The 16863-nt window shown below is 67.0% G+C and carries 17 protein-coding genes; 10 read left to right on the top strand and 7 right to left on the bottom strand.

All coding sequences use genetic code 11. The annotated features are described in order from the left end of the window. Positions 1-72: 72 nt before the first annotated feature. Positions 73-699, top strand: a complete 627-nt coding sequence (locus W930_RS0110100) for a YbhB/YbcL family Raf kinase inhibitor-like protein (RefSeq protein ID WP_023597492.1) — start codon at positions 73-75, stop codon at positions 697-699. Positions 700-739: 40 nt separating this feature from the next. Next, positions 740-1453, top strand: coding sequence for a histidine phosphatase family protein (locus W930_RS0110095; protein WP_369798648.1), 714 nt, complete (start codon positions 740-742; stop codon positions 1451-1453). A gap of 15 nt (positions 1454-1468) precedes the next feature. Here W930_RS0110095 and W930_RS0110090 read toward each other — a convergent pair whose 3' ends face one another. The 3 genes from W930_RS0110090 to ruvC form a co-directional block, all read right to left on the bottom strand. Then, entirely contained in the window at positions 1469-2455 is a 987-nt protein-coding gene (locus tag W930_RS0110090) for an oxygenase MpaB family protein (protein ID WP_023597490.1), read from the bottom strand. Positions 2456-2498: 43 nt separating this feature from the next. Further along, complete coding sequence (gene ruvB, locus W930_RS0110085) at positions 2499-3569, bottom strand: Holliday junction branch migration DNA helicase RuvB (RefSeq protein WP_023597489.1); 1071 nt, start codon at positions 3567-3569, stop codon at positions 2499-2501. A gap of 81 nt (positions 3570-3650) precedes the next feature. Beyond that, positions 3651-4193 carry a crossover junction endodeoxyribonuclease RuvC gene (gene ruvC, locus W930_RS0110080; protein ID WP_023597488.1) on the bottom strand — a complete coding sequence of 181 codons (543 nt, stop codon included), beginning with the start codon at positions 4191-4193 and terminating at the stop codon, positions 3651-3653. Positions 4194-4537: 344 nt separating this feature from the next. Between ruvC and W930_RS0110075 the strand changes: the two genes are divergently transcribed. From W930_RS0110075 to W930_RS0110065, 3 genes are all read left to right on the top strand, one after another. Continuing rightward, positions 4538-4954, top strand: coding sequence for a CopD family protein (locus W930_RS0110075; protein ID WP_023597487.1), 417 nt, complete (start codon positions 4538-4540; stop codon positions 4952-4954). Between the two features lie 190 nt (positions 4955-5144). Beyond that, on the top strand, positions 5145-5759 hold the full coding sequence (locus W930_RS0110070; protein ID WP_023597486.1) for a 2-hydroxychromene-2-carboxylate isomerase: 615 nt from the start codon (positions 5145-5147) through the stop codon (positions 5757-5759). Positions 5760-5960: 201 nt separating this feature from the next. Beyond that, positions 5961-6941, top strand: a complete 981-nt coding sequence (locus W930_RS0110065) for a D-glycerate dehydrogenase (protein WP_024788523.1) — start codon at positions 5961-5963, stop codon at positions 6939-6941. A 209-nt stretch (positions 6942-7150) separates the two neighbouring features. On the opposite strand, the gene W930_RS0110060 is transcribed toward W930_RS0110065, so the two are convergent. Further along, on the bottom strand, positions 7151-8020 hold the full coding sequence (locus tag W930_RS0110060) for a MurR/RpiR family transcriptional regulator (RefSeq protein ID WP_023873150.1): 870 nt from the start codon (positions 8018-8020) through the stop codon (positions 7151-7153). A gap of 387 nt (positions 8021-8407) precedes the next feature. Between W930_RS0110060 and edd the strand changes: the two genes are divergently transcribed. From edd to W930_RS0110035, 5 genes are all read left to right on the top strand, one after another. Further along, positions 8408-10243 (top strand): phosphogluconate dehydratase, encoded by a 1836-nt coding sequence (gene edd / locus W930_RS0110055; protein ID WP_024788524.1) that lies wholly within the window; start codon positions 8408-8410, stop codon positions 10241-10243. Positions 10244-10279: 36 nt separating this feature from the next. After that, entirely contained in the window at positions 10280-10906 is a 627-nt protein-coding gene (eda, locus tag W930_RS0110050; RefSeq protein ID WP_023597482.1) for a bifunctional 4-hydroxy-2-oxoglutarate aldolase/2-dehydro-3-deoxy-phosphogluconate aldolase, read from the top strand. Between the two features lie 129 nt (positions 10907-11035). Next, positions 11036-12391, top strand: coding sequence for a GntP family permease (locus W930_RS0110045; protein WP_023597481.1), 1356 nt, complete (start codon positions 11036-11038; stop codon positions 12389-12391). Between the two features lie 70 nt (positions 12392-12461). Then, entirely contained in the window at positions 12462-12995 is a 534-nt protein-coding gene (locus W930_RS0110040; protein ID WP_023597480.1) for a gluconokinase, read from the top strand. 49 nt (positions 12996-13044) lie between these two features. Further along, positions 13045-14349 (top strand): class I SAM-dependent RNA methyltransferase, encoded by a 1305-nt coding sequence (locus W930_RS0110035; protein ID WP_023597479.1) that lies wholly within the window; start codon positions 13045-13047, stop codon positions 14347-14349. 88 nt (positions 14350-14437) lie between these two features. Here the strand turns inward: W930_RS0110035 and W930_RS0110030 are convergent, their stop codons facing one another. From W930_RS0110030 to W930_RS26915, 3 genes are all read right to left on the bottom strand, one after another. Next, positions 14438-15199, bottom strand: coding sequence for a 5'-methylthioadenosine/adenosylhomocysteine nucleosidase (locus W930_RS0110030; protein ID WP_023873155.1), 762 nt, complete (start codon positions 15197-15199; stop codon positions 14438-14440). A gap of 99 nt (positions 15200-15298) precedes the next feature. Then, positions 15299-16741 carry an NAD(P)(+) transhydrogenase (Re/Si-specific) subunit beta gene (locus tag W930_RS0110025; protein WP_023873156.1) on the bottom strand — a complete coding sequence of 481 codons (1443 nt, stop codon included), beginning with the start codon at positions 16739-16741 and terminating at the stop codon, positions 15299-15301. After that, positions 16738-16863 (bottom strand): proton-translocating transhydrogenase family protein (locus tag W930_RS26915; protein WP_036655834.1); only part of this gene is annotated, 126 nt, incomplete at its 5' end. The genes W930_RS0110025 and W930_RS26915, both read right to left, overlap by 4 nt.

Below are 16863 nucleotides of genomic sequence, written 5' to 3'. Positions count from 1 at the left end.
GCTCATGCACGTGATTCGCATCGGTGTGATAACGTCGACCGGTTCCGAAATCACAATGCTTGGGAGAAACCGATGAAAGTCTGGAGCAACTCGTTCGAGGACAATGGCGCCATCGACGCCCAGTTCGCCTTCGGCAAACCGGATGCGCAGTCGCATGTTGCGCTGTCGCAGAACAAGAATCCCCATATCGCGTGGTCGGACGTCCCCGAAGGCACGCGTTCGTTCGTGGTGATCTGCACCGACAGCGACGTGCCCAGCCGCGGTGACGACGTCAACCAGGAGGGCCGGGAGGTTCCGTCGGATCTGCCGCGCGTCGATTTCTACCACTGGGTGCTTGTCGACGTGCCGGCGTCGACCACGGAAATTCCGGCGGCGAGTCACAGCAATCACGTCACGCCGCGCGGCAAGTTCGGTCCGGACGCGCTCGACGGCATGCGTCACGGCGTGAACGACTACACCGCATGGTTCGCGGCCGACGAGAGCATGAAGGGCGACTACTATGGCTACGACGGCCCGTGCCCGCCGTGGAACGACACGCGGCTTCACCACTATCACTTCACCGTGTATGCCCTCGACGTCGAACGTGTGCCGCTGGAGGGCCGCTTCGGTGGCGACGACGTGCTCGCCGCCATCAAGCCGCACGTGCTTGGCAGCGCGCGCGTGACGGGCACCTACACGCTCAATCCGAAGTTGGCCTGAGGTCCGGCGCTTCGTCACTCCCGAACACAATCACCACGCAATGGCTTCGATGACCGGCAAGACCACGACGCTCACCCTGATTCGTCACGGAGAAACCGACTGGAACCGCGTGAAGCGGATTCAGGGGCATACGGACATTGCGCTGTCGCGTGCGGGCGAGCGGCAGGCGGCGTTGCTGGGTGAGCGTGTGGCGCGCGAGGTGCGTGCGCACGGAACGGTGTTCGATCACGTGCTCACGAGCGATCTGCGGCGCGCGGTGCAAACGGCGGAGCCCGTTGCACGCGCGTGCGGCTTGCCGCTCGTGCGCACGCCGCAATTGCGCGAGCGTCACTACGGCGCCTTCGAAACGCACGTGCCGGACGAGATCCAGGCACTGTATCCGCAGGACTACGCGCGCTGGCAGAGTCGCGATCCGGACTTCGTGATTCCGGGCGGTGAGTCGACGCGGGGGTTCCATGAACGCATCACCGCGTTCGTCAAACAACTGTTGCGCGACCATGCGGGACAACGTCTCGCGCTGGTGGCGCACGGCGGCGTGCTCGACTGTTGCTACCGGCTGGCCACGGGGCTCGCCCTGGGCGAGCCGCGCACCCATGCGCTGCTCAATGCAAGCGTGAATCGACTGGCCTACGACGGACAGCGCTGGCAGGTCCTGAGCTGGGCCGACGTCACGCACCTCGACGATACGGTGCGCGACGAAAGCAATGACCGACCGGGGCAGGCTGCGGACCGCGTGGACCCGCGCGTGGTGTGAAGGCGACGCCAGCCGTCAGCGCTCGAGCGACGGCTGCACGTTGACGACGTCGGGCGACGCCAGCGCACGCCGACGTGCGCGGTGGGCGACGCTGTTGCGCATCGACCAGCGCGCGACCTGCGCCATGTGACGCACGGCCGGCCGCACCGTCAGGCGGCGTAGCGCCGAACGATCGTCGAAGCCCAGCATCGATTGCGCCCAGTCGGGCAGCAGGTCGATGCCCGCGCGGAACAACAGGCCACTGAATACCTGCGCGCCGGCGAACGGTGCCGGAAGATTGCGCAGCACGCGCACGACCTCTTCGGTGCGCTCGCTCGCGCAAAGCCGAGCGCGCATGCCGGCGAGGTAGTCGTCGATGTCGGCAACGCTCATCGGCACATTTCGCGCGCCGAGTGCGACGGCGATGCGCGAGACCTCCGCGTAGTAGCGATCCTGCTCGCTGCGTGCAAATCCCGGGTCCTTGTAGACGAGATAGCTGCGCAGGAAGCTCGACGTCTCGGCCACGTGCACCCACGTGAGCAAGTCGGGATCGTACGCCGCGTACGGGCGGCCGTCCGGCGCGATGCCCGTGACCTGGAGGTGGATGCGACGCACGCGTTCGAGCAGCGCCTGCGCGTCGGCCGTGTTGCCGTACGTGGTGCCGCCGATGAAGGTGGCGGTGCGGCGCAGGCGGCCTATCACGTCCTGCCGGAACGTCGAGTGGTCCCAGACCCCCGCCATCGCGAGCGGATGCAGCGATTGCAGGAGCAACGCGCTGATGCCGCCGATCATCATCGAGGTGAAGTCGCCGTGTACCTGCCAGCAGGCCGCGTCGGGGCCGAACAGGCCGGGATCGCCAGGCGGTGTGTCGTAATTCAGGCGCGGCGCACCGGGCCCCGACGTCAGGCTCACGAGGCGCATGGCGATGGCATGTCGCACGCGTCCCGACACGCCAACGACCGGTCCGGCGGGCCGCAACGGCGTGGATGGCGGCGGGGTGGGCAGGTCGTCGTGCAGGGACATGCGGCTGTCGGGGTGAAGGAGATGGCGGGATGTGTGCGGCGCGCTACTTGCCGTCGGCGTCCTGCGACCAGAGCGAGCCGGTGTCCGGCAGGCTGCCGGGGGCGGCCAGTCCGAAGTGGCGGTAGGCCGCCAGGGTGGCCACCCGTCCGCGCGGCGTGCGTTGCAGAAAGCCTTGCTGAATCAGAAACGGCTCGATCACGTCTTCGATGGTGTCGCGCTCTTCACCGATGGCCGCGGCGAGGTTGTCCACACCGACCGGGCCGCCGTCGAACTTGTGGAGCACGGCTTCCAGCAGCTTGCGGTCCATCACGTCAAAGCCGACCGGATCGACGTCGAGCATGGACAGGGCGGCGTCGGCGACCGCCGCGGTAATGCGGCCGTCGGCCTTCACCTCGGCGTAATCGCGAACGCGGCGCAGCAGGCGGTTGGCGATTCGCGGCGTGCCGCGCGCGCGACGGGCGATCTCGAAGGCGCCGTCGTCGACGATGGCGGCGCCGAGCAGTCCGGCGGAGCGACGCACGATGCCGGCCAGTTCGTCGGCCGTATAGAACTCCAGGCGCGCCACGATCCCGAAGCGATCGCGCAACGGGTTGGTCAGCATGCCCGCCCGGGTGGTCGCACCCACGAGGGTGAACGGTTGCAGGTCGAGCTTGACGCTGCGCGCGGCGGGGCCCTCGCCGATCATGATGTCGATCTGGTAGTCCTCGAGCGCCGGATACAGGATTTCCTCGACGACCGGCGAGAGCCGGTGGATTTCGTCGATGAAGAGGACGTCGTTGGCTTCGAGGTTGGTCAGGAGCGCGGCCAGGTCGCCCGGACGTTCGAGCACGGGGCCCGATGTCTGACGCAAATGCACGCCCATTTCACGGGCGACGATATGCGCGAGCGTCGTCTTGCCAAGGCCGGGCGGGCCGAACAGCAGCACATGGTCGAGCGGCTCCGCGCGCTTGCGCGCCGCCTCGATGAAAATTTCCAGCTGTTCGCGCACCTTGCGCTGGCCGACGTATTCGTCGAGCAGCTTGGGGCGCAGCGCGCGCTCGAAGGCTTCCTCGTTGGGCGAGGCCGGGGTCGGCGCGATGATGCGCTCGGCGGCGAGTTTGTCGGTTTCGATCATGGCTGCATTGTAGCGCTTCAGGCGTGGCTTGCCGGGGCGGGACGACCGGGCGGCCTGCGAGGCATGTCGGGCCTGCGACGCCTAGCCGACGAGCCGCCCGCGCCGCACGCGCAGGCCCTTCGCCGCGAGTGCGGGGGAGACGTCGGCCAGGGCCGAGAAGGTTTCGCCGCTGTGGGCGTGGCAGATCGCCACGCCGAGCGCGTCGGACGCGTCTTTCCCCGGGGTGCCGGACAGGGTGAGCAGTCGCGTGACCATTTCCTGCACTTGTTCCTTGCGGGCGCGTCCGTAGCCGACCACCGCCTGCTTGAGCTGCATCGGCGTGTATTCGAACACCTCGAGACCGCCGACCGACAGCGCGGTGATGGCCGCGCCGCGCGCTTGCCCGAGCAACAGCGTGGATTGCGGGTTGACGTTGACGAACACCTTTTCGATGGCGGCCTGATCGGGCCGGTAGGTGTCGACGAGTTCCGCCACGCTCTCGAAGATGATGCGCAGCCGCGCGGGCAACGTGCCTTCGCCGGTACGAATGACGCCGCTCGTCACATATTGGAGACGGTTGCCGTGCTTTTCGAGTACGCCAAAGCCGGTGACGCGCAGTCCGGGGTCGATGCCAAGAATTCTCATGCGGGAGCCAGTGACCGGCGCGTGACGCCGATGGGGGCGGAAAAACCAATATGGTCCGTATTCTGGCACAGGCGTGCGTGGGCGTTGCCGAAACCGGCGGCAGCGGCGCGGGAGGGATGTTTTGGCGGGCGAGACGCAACGAGGCACCCGCCTCGGAGGCGGGGCGGCGGGCAGGCGAGGGCAAGGCGCGGGGTGCGAGCCCCCGCCGAACGGGATCGCGTCGATTTGCCGCAGCGCGCCCGGCTGGTCCGGCGCGAGGGTGCGTCTCGCGATGTGACGGATTGTTGTACATTGCTTGCTGTTCAAAATATTCGACGGCCTGCGTGCGGGCCGCCCCGTCCCCGATGCTCTGGATCAAAGCGTTTCATATCGTTTTCGTCGCCTCGTGGTTCGCCGGTCTGTTCTATCTGCCGCGCATCTTCGTCAACCTGGCGATGGAGAGCGATCCCGCGGCCACGCAACGTCTTCTGCTCATGGCGCGCAAGCTCTACCGCTTCATGACGATCCTCGCGGTGCCCGCGCTCGCCTTCGGTCTGATTCTCTGGCTGTACTACGGCATCGGTCGTCACGGCGGCTGGTTGCACGCCAAGCTGCTGATCGTGGTGCTGCTGCTCGGCTATCACCATGCCTGCGGCCGCCTGTTGCGCAAGTTCGAGACCGGGCGCAATACGCACTCGCACCGCTGGTATCGCTACTTCAACGAATTCCCGGTGCTCGGGTTGCTGGGCGCGGTGATCCTCGCCGTGGTCAAGCCGTTCTGATGCGCCACGTCGGTGGCGGGAGTGTCGTCACCGATGCGTTGCGTCGGCATAGGGCCCTGCGTCGTGCTCGGCGTCGCATGCTGTCTCGTTCGACGCCCGATTCGTCGTAGTGCCTGTCGTGTTACCCGTGTTGTGACCCATTTCGCGCGCCGATAGGGCGCGATTCACCGACTGTCGAGAGGAGTCTGACGTGAGCCTGACCTGCGACTACTTTGTGTCACCGCCGTCGCCTTACGTGTATCTGGGGCACGCGCGGTTTATCGACCTCGCGCGCCGCTACGACGTGCAGATTCAACTCAAGCCGATGGACCTGGGGCGCGTCTTCGCCGGCTCCGGCGGTCTGCCGCTGGCCAAGCGCGCGCCGCAGCGACAGGCGTATCGCCTCGTCGAGCTGGCGCGCTGGTCGAAATATCTCGGCATGCCGCTCAATCCCCAGCCGAAGTTCTTCCCTGTCGCGGGCGACCCGGCGGCGCGGCTGATCGTGGCGACGCAACTGGCGCTAGGCACGGACAAGGCGCTGGCGCTGACGGGCGCCATTTCGAAGGCGCTCTGGGTCGAGGAGCGCAACATTGCCGACGATGCCACGCTGCAGGCGATTGCCGACGCGCTGAAGTTCGACGGCAAGTCGCTGCTTGCAGCGTCCAACGGGGCGAGCGTGCAGGCCGCCTACGACGCCAATACCGAGGAAGCGGCGAGTGGCGGCGTATTCGGCGCGCCGTGGTTCGTCTTCGAGGGCCAGCCCTATTGGGGGCAGGACCGTCTCGATTTTCTCGAGCGTGCGTTCGCCGAGGCCCGTGGCGCGTAATCGTACCGTCGCGACGTGGGAATCCCGCCGTCGCGTCGCTGTGATGTTTTCTTAGTGGTGCGGTAGTGTCGCAACGGCGTGATGCCGTGATGCCGTCATGCCGTGATGCCGTGAGGCCGCCGCGTGCCGGTCGCGCCGAGCGGGTCTGCCGGCCATGTCGCCCGTGGCGTTCGGCGGCAATCTTCCCCAGGAGTGAACACGATGAGTCGTGCGGAAGTGGTGTTGTACAAGGGCGTCCCTCCGGATGTGCGGGCCCGTTTGGCCGAGGCGTTCTCGCTCACGGAATTCGATGGTGTGAACGATGGGAATCGCGCCGCGTTCATGGCGGCGCTCGGCCGTGCGGACGGTGCCATCGGCGTTGGCCTGAACGTCGGGCCCGCGTTGCTCGATGCGGCGCCCCGGCTCAAGGCGTGGGCGACCATTTCGGTGGGCTACGATCAGTTCGACGTGGCCGATCTCACGCGCCGCGGCATCGTGCTCACGAATACGCCCGACGTGCTCACCGAGACGACGGCGGATACCGTCTTCTCGCTGATCCTGTCGAGCGCGCGACGCGTGGTCGAGCTCGCCGAGCTGGTGAAGGCAGGCGGCTGGAAGGCAAGTCTGGGCGAAGCGCATTTCGGCACCGACGTGCACGGCAAGACGCTGGGCATCGTCGGCATGGGGCGCATCGGCGGCGCCGTGGCGCGCCGCGCCGCGCTCGGCTTCGGCATGAAGGTGCTGTACAGCAACCGATCGCGCAACGAGGCCGCGGAAGCGGCCTACGGCGCCGAACATCGGGCGTTGCCCGACTTGCTCGCGCAAGCCGACTTCGTCGTGACGCTCGTGCCGCTCTCGCCTGCGACGGAGCGCCTGATCGGGGCGAACGAGTTTGCGCAAATGAAGCGCGGGGCGATCTTCATCAACGCGGCGCGCGGCAAGGTGATCGACGAAGCGGCGTTGATCGGGGCGCTCGCGTCGGGACATTTGCGCGCCGCAGGCCTGGATGTCTTCGAACGAGAGCCGGTGGCGGTCGATTCACCGCTGCTGACAATGAAAAATGTGGTGGCGCTGCCCCACATTGGCTCCGCCACGCACGAGACGCGCCATGCAATGGCGTCGTGCGCCGCCGACAACCTGATCGCCGCGCTCGGCGGCGGGTCGCTGCGCAATGCGGTCAACCCGCAGGCGCGGCAAGGCTGAATACTCGATCCGGCGTGATCCGCCGTAGACCGGCGTAACCCGGCGTAACCCGGCATGACCCGGAATCCGACGGCCGCATTCGCCGCCGGCATCTCGACGGCAAGCGCGCAAACGCGAAGGGCTGAGTTTCGTGCAATACGAAACCCAGCCCCGCGGGCACGACGCGCGCTTCCAGCGCCCTGCGTTCAGATCATCGGCTTCGCGACTTTTCAGGTGCCGCCGCGCGCCGTGGATGGCTTGCCGTCGATCCCGGTGCGACGCCGGTTGATCACTTCCTTCGCGCGCGCGAGTTGCGACGGCAGGCGGTCGCCCAGGCGCAATGCCATGCCCACCGCCAGCACATCGCCGATGGCCAGATGCGAGATGCGCGACGTGAGCGGCGAATACACGTCCGTGTCTTCATCGACGTCCGCGAACAGCGCCACGCTCGCCTGACGCGCAAGCGGCGAATTGCTGTGCGTGATCGCGATCACGCTGGCGCCGGCCGCGCGCGCGAGCCCGACGGCTTCGAGCAGATCCTGCGTGCGCCCCGTGTTGGAGATCGCCACGACCACATCGCCTTCGCCGAGCAGCGCGGCGGACATGCCGTAGACGTGCGGGTCGTTGTAGGCCACCGAGGGCACGCCGAGACGGAAGAACTTGTGCTGCATGTCCTGCGCGGCGATGCCCGACGCACCCGCGCCGTAGAACTCGATGCGGCGCGCGCGGGCGAGCAGATCGATGGCTTGCCCGATGCTGTCGGGCGAGAGATTGTTGCGCACCTGCATCAGGCTGCCGATGGTGCGATCGAGCACCTTGCCGGCAATGCCGGGCACCGGCTCGTCGGGCCGCACGTCGCGGTGCACGAACGGCACGCCCTGGGCGATGCCCTGCGCCAGGCGGATCTTGAATTCCCGGTACCCGCTGCAACCGACCGCCTGGCAAAAGCGCGCGATCGTCGGCTGGCTCACGTTGGCGCGCTCGGCGAGTTCGTTCATCGACAGGTCGACGACTTCGCGCGGCGCGTCGAGCACGTAGGTCGCGAGCTTGCGCTCGGACGGACGCAACTGGGTCAGCGTGGCTTCAATTCGGTTCAGCATGGCAGGCACCAACAAAAGCAGGCGCGTGAGACGTTGGAACGTCGCCACGCGCCATTTCCCCGTTTCGCCGTGAGGTCGAGCGCCGTCTGGGCGCGCGGCGGGTCCGGCGTCTGGCGACCACTATAGCACCCGTGCGGCGTGGCGCCGCACCGTATCCCGACGCGGAATTCCGTCGGCATTGCCCTGAAGTTGTACAAAAACTACATAAATTTGCAATTTCATATTGTGGATGTTTATTTCTCAATACGGCAAAAAGATAGGTAAATACAAGAAAATAATCGGTAAAACCCCGAATGCGGATGGCTTTTGATTGATGGTGTGTAGAATTTCTACTAAACTCCGCTCCCAATCGCCCCTACCCTGAGTGCATCGCACCGCCCCATCGGCATGACGTCTGAGCAAACGAAGCCCCTGCACCCGGCCGTGATGGCCGTTACGGCGCGCATTGCGGCGCGCAGTCGTGACAGCCGTGCGGCTTATCTCGCCCGCATCGACGCGAGCGCTGGCCGCTTTCCGCAGCGTGGCGCGCTGTCCTGCGCGAACCTGGCGCACGGTTTCGCCGCCATGCCCGCCAACGACAAGCTGATGCTGCGCGAGCAGCGTCGCCCGAACGTTGGCATCGTCACGGCGTACAACGACATGCTCTCGGCGCACCAGCCGTACGAGCAGTACCCGGCGCGCCTGCGCGAAGCGGCCCGCCGGCTGGGCGCCACGGCGCAGGTCGCGGGCGGCGTGCCGGCCATGTGCGATGGCGTCACGCAGGGCAATGCGGGCATGGAGCTGTCGCTGTTCTCGCGCGAGGTCATCGCGATGAGCACGGCCGTGGCACTCTCGCACAACATGTTCGACGCCGCGCTGATGCTCGGCGTCTGCGACAAGATCGTGCCGGGCCTCGTTATCGGCGCGCTGCAATTTGGCCATTTGCCGACGATTTTCGTGCCGGCCGGCCCGATGGCCAGCGGCCTGTCGAATGACGACAAGGCGAAGATCCGGCAGTTGTACGCGACCGGCAAGGTTGGGCGCGACGCGCTGCTCGACGCCGAATCGAAGGCGTATCACAGCGCCGGCACCTGCACGTTCTACGGCACCGCCAACAGCAACCAGCTGCTCATGGAAATCATGGGCCTGCATCTTCCCGGCGCGGCGTTCGTGCACCCACACACGCCCTTGCGCGACGCGCTCACCGACGCGGCCCTGGCGCGCGTGCTGGCCATCGGCGCGGACACGGCCGAGTACACCCCCATCGGCCATGTGGTCGACGAGCGGGCCGTCGTCAACGGCATCGTCGGCCTGCTGGCCACGGGGGGCTCGACCAATCACACGCTGCACCTCGTGGCCATGGCGCGTGCCGCGGGCATCGTCATCGACTGGGACGACTTCGACGCGCTGTCGGCCGTGGTGCCCCTCATGGCGCGCGTCTACCCGAACGGCAAGGCCGACGTGAACCACTTTCACGCGGCCGGCGGCATGGGCTTCCTGATCGGCGAACTGCTCGACGCGGGACTGCTGCACGCCGATGTGCGGACCGTGGCCGGCCCGGGCCTGGCGCGCTACCGTGCCGAACCGTGGCTCTCGCCCGAGGGGCTGGCGTGGCGCGCAGGGAGCGCCTACAGTGGTGATCGTGACGTGTTGCGCGGTCATGCCGAGCCGTTCGCCGCCGATGGCGGACTGCGGCTCATGCACGGCAATCTGGGGCGCGGCGTCATCAAGGTGTCGGCGGTCAAGCCGGAACATCGGCGCGTGGCCGCAACGGCGCGCGTATTTACTTCGCAGGAAGCGGTTCAGGCCGCGTTCGATGCAGGCGAACTGCATCGCGACGTGGTCGTGGTGCTGCGTGGCCAGGGGCCGCGCGCGAATGGCATGCCCGAGCTGCATCGCCTTACCCCGCTGCTGGGCGTCTTGCAGGATGAAGGGTTTGCCGTGGCGCTCGTGACCGACGGCCGGATGTCCGGCGCGTCGGGCAAGGTGCCGGCCGTGATTCATGTGTCGCCCGAGGCTGCCGCCGACGGCCCGCTCGGCCGGGTGCGCGACGGCGATCTGATCGTGCTGGATGCGAACGCAGGCATGCTGCACGCGGAAGTGGCCCCGCACGCATGGTCGGCGCGCGAGGCGGCGCCGGTGCCGGTCTCGGGTGACGACACCGGACGTCTGCTCTTCGGTCACATGCGCGCCGCCGTCGGCGCGGCGGAGACCGGCGCTTCCGTGTTCTTCGGTACCGAGTGACGTGCGGGGCACGTCGCTGCATTCAAGGAAAACGTAATGGACATCAATGACATCGTTCGTGCCGGCCCCGTGGTTCCGGTGCTCCAGTTCGACAACATCGAGCAGGGCGAGCAGGTCTCGCGCGCGCTGCTTGCCGGCGGCGTACGGGTGCTCGAGATCACGCTGCGGACCCCGGCGGCGATGGACGTCATTCGCCATGTGGCCGGGCTGTCCGACGAACTGATCGTGGGCGTGGGCACGCTTACGCGCCCGGAAGAGATGGCGCGGGCCGTGGCCGCGGGCGCACGCTTTGGCGTCTCGCCCGGTTACACGCCCGCGCTGGGCGCGGCCGCCAGGGCGGCCGGCCTGCCGCTGCTGCCCGGCGTGGTCACGCCGTCCGACATTCTCGCGGCGCTGGCCGACGGCTACGACACGGTGAAGTTCTTCCCGGCCGAGCCGTCAGGCGGCGTGCCGATGCTCAAGGCGCTTTACGGCCCCTTCCGTGACGTGCGGTTCTGCCCGACGGGCGGCATCAGCGCGGAGTCGGCGCCGTCGTACCTGGCTCAGCCGAACGTGGTGTGCGTGGGCGGTTCGTGGTTGACGCCCAAGGCACTCGTCGACGCGAAGGACTGGGATGGCATTACGCGCCTGGCCCGCGCCGCGAGCGCGCTGCCGCGCGGCTGATGAGCGGCTGACGAGCGGCGCGAATCGACCCGCTGCATCGATGTATCGAATAACAGGAAGCAGGATTCCAATAATCGGGCGCAAGCCCCTCGGGCATTCGCCCAACTAGCCAAACGAGGAGACTCCCCCATGGTCGCGGTGCAAGGCAACTTGCTGCTGGTGTACGCGCTTGTCGCGGTAATCGCGCTGATTCTGCTGATCGCGCGCTTCAAACTGAATCCGTTCATCACGCTGATCGTCGTCTCGCTGGTGCTCGGGCTGGCCGTGGGCATGCCCATGGGCGGCATCGTCAAGGCGTTCGAGACGGGCGTGGGCAACACGCTGGGGCACATCGCGCTCGTGGTGGGGCTTGGCACGATGCTCGGCAAGATGATGGCCGAGTCCGGCGGGGCGGAGCGCATTGCGCGCACGCTCATCGGATTCTTCGGTGAGAAGAACGTGCATTGGGCGATGGTCGTGATCGCGTTCATCGTCGGTCTGCCGGTGTTTTTCGAGGTCGGCTTCGTGCTGCTCATTCCGATCGCCTTCAACGTGGCCAAGCGCACCGGCACGTCGATGGTGCTCGTGGGCATTCCGATGGTCGCGGGCCTGTCGGTCGTGCACGGTCTGATTCCGCCGCACCCGGCGGCGCTGCTGGCCGTGACCGCCTACAACGCCGACATCGGGCACACCATCATGTACGCCCTGATCGTGGGCATTCCGACGGCGGCCATCGCCGGTCCGCTGTTCGCGAAGCTCATGGCGCGCCACGTGGTGCCCAACCCGGACAATCCGCTGCTTGCGCAATTCGTCGAGGCCGATCGTCCGATGGACCGTCTGCCGGGTTTCGGCATCACGCTGTTCACGATCCTGCTGCCGGTCATCCTGATGCTGCTCGGGAGCTGGGCCGACCTGATCTTCGCGCCTAAGACGTTCGCCAACGACTTCCTGCGCCTGATCGGCAACTCGGTGATGGCGCTGCTCATCGCCACGCTGGTGAGTTTCTTCACGTTCGGCAAGCAGCGCGGCTTCAATCGCGACCAGATCCTGAAGTTCACGAACGAGTGTCTCGCGCCCATCGCCACGATCACGCTGGTGGTGGGAGCCGGTGGCGGTTTCGGGCGTATCCTGATGGACAGCGGCGTGTCGAAGGCGATCGTCGATGTGGCCAACAATGCCCACCTCTCGCCGCTGCTGCTGGGCTGGCTGGTGGCCGTGCTGATCCGTATCGCGACGGGCTCGGCCACGGTGGCCATGACCACGGCGTGCGGCATCGTCGCCCCGATCGCGGCCGCCGCGGGTGCCACGGTGAAGCCGGAGCTCATGGTGCTCGCCACGGGCGCGGGATCGCTGATCCTCTCGCACGTGAACGACGGCGGCTTCTGGCTGGTGAAGGAATATTTCAACATGACCGTGCCGCAGACCTTCAAGACCTGGACGGTTTGCGAGACGATCATTTCGGTAGTGGCGTTGCTGCTCACGCTTGGCCTCTCGACGGTGGTCTGAGGTCGCGATGCAGGGCGGGCAACACCGGCAACACGCCGACGCAAGTCGGCAGGTGACAAGGAGGCGAGCCATGATCGTCGTGGTGATGGGCGTATCGGGCAGCGGCAAGAGCACGGTCGGGCAGAGGCTGGCCGACCGGCTGGGCTGCGGTTTTTCGGACGCGGATTCGTTTCACAGCCCCGCGAACATCGAGAAGATGCGCCGCGGCGAGGCGCTCAACGACAACGATCGTGCGCCGTGGCTTGCGGCGATCCGTGAAGCGATCGTGGCGCGCCGGCTGGCGGGGCGTCATCACGTGTTCGCCTGCTCGGCACTGCGCTCGCGCTATCGCGACGTGCTCGGCGAGCACGACGGCGACGTGGTGTTCGTCTACCTGAAGGGCGCCCCCGAGGTGATCGGCGAGCGGCTGGCGTCGCGCTCGGGGCATTTTTTCGACCCTGCCTTGCTGCAAAGTCAGTTCGACACGCTGGAAGAACCGCGCGACGCGCTGATCATCGACATCCGTGAATCGCCCGACGCCATCGTCGAGACGCTGCTGCACAAACTCGCCGCCTGCCCGGGCGGCGCGCCGCTGATGTCGGCCGGCGCGGCACGCGTACAATAGCGGTTTATTCCCTGCGCCGGCACGTCATGTGCCGGCCGTACGCATCGAAATGGCTTCCTTCGAATTCTTCGCGCCCTGTCCTCGCGGACTGGAAGAGGCGCTTGCCGCCGAACTGGCTGAACTGGGCCGTCTGGCGCCCGTCTCGGTGGGCAAACAGGTGCCCGGTGGCGTGCATTTCGCCGGTCCGTGGGCGGCCGGCATGGCGGCCAACCTGCATTCGCGCATTGCAAGCCGCGTGCTGCTGCGCGTGGCCCAGCAGGGCTACCGCACCGAACAGGACATTTACGCCTTCGCGCTGTCGCAGCGCTGGGAAGACTGGTTCGGCTATCAGCAGACGTTGCGTGTGGACGTCACGGGCATCAAGGCCCCGGTGCGCAGTCTCGAATTCGTCACGCTGCGCATCAAGGACGCCGTTTGCGACCGTTTGCGCGAGAAGACCGGCGCGCGCCCGAACATCGATACCGCCCAACCCGACGTGCGCGTGTTCGCGTTCCTGACGGCGACCGACGTCACGCTCTATCTCGATACCTCCGGCGAAGCGTTGTTCAAGCGCGGCTGGCGCCTGGACAAGGGCGCCGCCCCGCTGCGCGAGAACCTCGCTGCCGGGATCCTGCGACTGGCCGGCTGGCGCACGGACACGGCCGCCGACATGGTGCTCTACGACCCGATGTGCGGCAGCGGCACGTTTCTCGCCGAGGCCGCGCAGATCGCGTTGGGCGTGCCGGCAGGTGCCGGACGACGTTTCGGTTTCGAGAAGCTCAAGGGTTACGACATCACGGCCTGGCAAACGCTGAAAGTGCAGGCGATGGACGCGCAGCGCGACGCGCGCGTGCGCGGTGTGCCCCCGACCATCTTCGGCAGCGACATTTCCGGCGACATGCTGGTCAAGGCACGCGCGAATCTGGAGCGCGCTGGCGTAGGCGACATCGGCCTGAAACAGGTGGACGCCCGCGACATGTCGCCGCCGGTGGATCGGCCGGGCATCATCGTGGCCAACCCGCCGTACGGCGAACGTATCGAAGTGCGCGGCCGACGCCCCTCGCGCGATGCCGACGATGGCGATTCGCCCGACGTGCAGGGCAATCGCGGCGGTTTCCAGCGTAATCAGCCCGATGGCGTCGACGCGGCGTTCTTCCGCGCGTTCGGCGACGTGCTCAAGCAACGCTTTACCGGGTGGAGCGCATTTCTGCTGACCGCCGACATGAGCCTGCCGGGGCAAATGCGTCTGCGCGAATCGCGACGCACGCCGCTGTACAACGGCGCACTCGAATGCCGCCTTTTCCGTTTCGACCTGATCGCGGGCTCGGTGCGCAAGCGCGAGGGCAAGGCGGACGAAGGCGCGCCGCAGGCGTAAGCCCCGCCATCGCTCCGGCGTCACGAAAAAGACCGGCCACTGGCCGGTCTTTTTCGTGGTCCTTTGCCTGACGCTTTGGCGCACGCGATCATGCGTGCCGCGAGAGCAGAAAGCGTCGCAGAATGCCGTGCGAATAGTGGCTGGCCACTTCGCGCAGAAAGCGCGGAAAGTCGACGTGCGCATCGTCGTCGGCGGCATCGGACAATGTTCGCATCACCGCGAACGGCACCCCGTACTCATGGCACACCTGCGCCACGGCGGCGCCTTCCATTTCGACGGCAAGCGTTCGGGGCAGGGCGTCGCGCAGGCGCGTGACTTCCGCCGCGCTGGAGACGAACCGGTCGCCGCTGGCGATCTGTCCCACATGAACGCGCGGTGCATGCATGTGCCACTGTGCGCGCAGCGACGCCGGCACCTCGTCGGCCATGTCGGTGGCCAGCCACTCGCGGGCGGCCTGCGCGAGCGCGTCGCGCAGGGGCGCCTCGGCGTCGAACGCATGGCGTCCGAGCAGCGGAATCTCGAACCGGGGGAAGATGGGGCTGGCGTCCATGTCGTGCTGCACGAGCGTGTCGGCGACCACCACATCGCCGACAGACAGGCCATGCGCGAGGCCGCCCGCCACGCCGGTGAACACGATTTCGCCGACATCGAAGCGATGGATCAGGGCTGCCGTGGTCGCCGCGGCCGCCACCTTCCCCACGCGGGCAAGCACGATGACACAGTCGTGACCGTGCAGGGTTCCGACGTGGTAGTCGCGCATGCCGACATGCTCGACATGCGCCCCGGGGGCCATCTCGGCGAGCAGATCGGCGATTTCTTCATGGAGTGCGGCGACGATGCCGAGGGTCATGGCGCGGTCTCGGAGGACAATGAGAAGCGCGCATTGTAGCGCGGGGCTGCCGTGGCAGCCCCGCATCGGGTCAAGCGAGAGCGGCCAGGCCGCAAGCGATCATTCGACTGCCTTGACCATCTCCTCGACGACCTTCTTCGCGTCGCCGAACACCATCATGGTCTTGTCGAGATAGAACAGTTCGTTATCCAGACCGGCGTAGCCGGCAGCCATCGAGCGCTTGTTCACGATGATCGTCTTGGCCTTGTACGCCTCGAGAATCGGCATGCCCGCGATCGGGGACTGCGGATCGTTCTTCGCGGCAGGGTTCACCACGTCGTTCGCTCCAAGCACCAGCACCACGTCCGTCTGCCCGAACTCGCCGTTGATCTCGTCCATCTCGAGCACCTGGTCGTACGGCACCTCGGCCTCGGCCAGCAGCACGTTCATGTGTCCCGGCATGCGGCCCGCGACCGGGTGAATCGCGTAGCGCACGTTCACGCCCTTCTCCACCAGCTTGTCGGTCAGCTCCTTGAGGGCGTGCTGGGCGCGCGCCACGGCGAGGCCGTATCCCGGCACGATCACCAGCGATTCGGCGTTGCTCATGAGGAACGCGGCGTCGTCGGGCGAGCCCGACTTGACCGGGCGTTGCTGCTGCTCGCCGCCGGCGGCGCTCGCGCCTGGCGCCGCGCCGAAGCCGCCGAGGATCACGTTGAAGAACGAGCGGTTCATCGCGCGGCACATGATGTACGACAGAATCGCGCCCGAGGACCCCACCAGCGATCCCGCGATGATGAGCATCGGATTGTTCAGCGAGAAGCCGATCCCCGCGGCCGCCCAGCCCGAGTAGGAGTTCAGCATCGATACGACCACCGGCATGTCCGCGCCGCCGATCGGGATGATGATGAGCACGCCGAGCACGAAGGCGATGGCCGTCATCAGGATGAACGGCAGCCAGCTTTGCGACAGGAAGAAGATCACGCCGAAGCCGATCATCGCGATCGCGAGCAGCAGGTTCACGGTGTGCTGCCCCGTGAACTGTACCGGCGCGCCCTGGAACAGTCGGAACTTGTACTTGCCCGAGAGCTTGCCGAAGGCGATGACCGAGCCCGAGAACGTGATCGCGCCCACGAACGTGCCGATGAACAGCTCGATGCGGTTGCCCGGCGGCAGCAGCGTCTCGCCCGCCGGCACGATGCCGAATGCAGCCGGCTCCGCCACGGCGGCCACCGCGATGCACACAGCCGCCAGACCGATCAGCGAGTGCATTGCCGCGACCAGCTCCGGCATCTTCGTCATCTCGACCTTGCGGGCGACGAACGCGCCGATGCCGCCACCGACGACCAGCCCAGCCAGAATCAGCGCAAGTCCGGAATAGTTGCCGCCCATCAGGCGACGGAGTTCGTAGATCAGCGCAATCGTGGTGACCGCGGCAATCGCCATCCCGATCATGCCGAACGCGTTGCCGCGCCGCGCCATCTTCGGATTCGACAGGCCCTTCAGTGCCTGAATGAAGCAGATCGACGCGACCAGATACAGCAGCGTGACGAGATTCATGCTCATTGCTTGTCCCCCTCGGCCGCTTTCGCCGGCTTGTCCTTTTTCTTGAACATCTCCAGCATGCGCTGCGTGACGAGGAAGCCCCCGAACACGTTCACCGCGGCCAGCGCCACGGCGACCACGCC

Source organism: Pandoraea sp. E26 (genome assembly GCF_000681415.1).
Lineage (GTDB): Bacteria > Pseudomonadota > Gammaproteobacteria > Burkholderiales > Burkholderiaceae > Pandoraea > Pandoraea pnomenusa.
Note: the sequence above shows the minus strand (reverse complement) of the source record. Positions and strands in the feature narration are given on the sequence as shown.

Coding starts and splice junctions, on each gene's coding strand:
- W930_RS0110095 (WP_369798648.1), top strand. CDS start 740: ATGGCTTCGATGACCGGCAAGACCACGACGCTCACCCTGATTCGTCAC.
- W930_RS0110040 (WP_023597480.1), top strand. CDS start 12,462: ATGATCGTCGTGGTGATGGGCGTATCGGGCAGCGGCAAGAGCACGGTC.
- W930_RS0110100 (WP_023597492.1), top strand. CDS start 73: ATGAAAGTCTGGAGCAACTCGTTCGAGGACAATGGCGCCATCGACGCC.
- W930_RS0110075 (WP_023597487.1), top strand. CDS start 4,538: ATGCTCTGGATCAAAGCGTTTCATATCGTTTTCGTCGCCTCGTGGTTC.
- W930_RS0110025 (WP_023873156.1), bottom strand. CDS start 16,741: ATGAGCATGAATCTCGTCACGCTGCTGTATCTGGTCGCGTCGATCTGC.
- eda (WP_023597482.1), top strand. CDS start 10,280: ATGGACATCAATGACATCGTTCGTGCCGGCCCCGTGGTTCCGGTGCTC.
- W930_RS0110090 (WP_023597490.1), bottom strand. CDS start 2,455: ATGTCCCTGCACGACGACCTGCCCACCCCGCCGCCATCCACGCCGTTG.
- W930_RS0110060 (WP_023873150.1), bottom strand. CDS start 8,020: ATGCTGAACCGAATTGAAGCCACGCTGACCCAGTTGCGTCCGTCCGAG.
- edd (WP_024788524.1), top strand. CDS start 8,408: ATGACGTCTGAGCAAACGAAGCCCCTGCACCCGGCCGTGATGGCCGTT.
- ruvC (WP_023597488.1), bottom strand. CDS start 4,193: ATGAGAATTCTTGGCATCGACCCCGGACTGCGCGTCACCGGCTTTGGC.
- ruvB (WP_023597489.1), bottom strand. CDS start 3,569: ATGATCGAAACCGACAAACTCGCCGCCGAGCGCATCATCGCGCCGACC.
- W930_RS0110045 (WP_023597481.1), top strand. CDS start 11,036: ATGGTCGCGGTGCAAGGCAACTTGCTGCTGGTGTACGCGCTTGTCGCG.
- W930_RS0110030 (WP_023873155.1), bottom strand. CDS start 15,199: ATGACCCTCGGCATCGTCGCCGCACTCCATGAAGAAATCGCCGATCTG.
- W930_RS0110035 (WP_023597479.1), top strand. CDS start 13,045: ATGGCTTCCTTCGAATTCTTCGCGCCCTGTCCTCGCGGACTGGAAGAG.
- W930_RS0110065 (WP_024788523.1), top strand. CDS start 5,961: ATGAGTCGTGCGGAAGTGGTGTTGTACAAGGGCGTCCCTCCGGATGTG.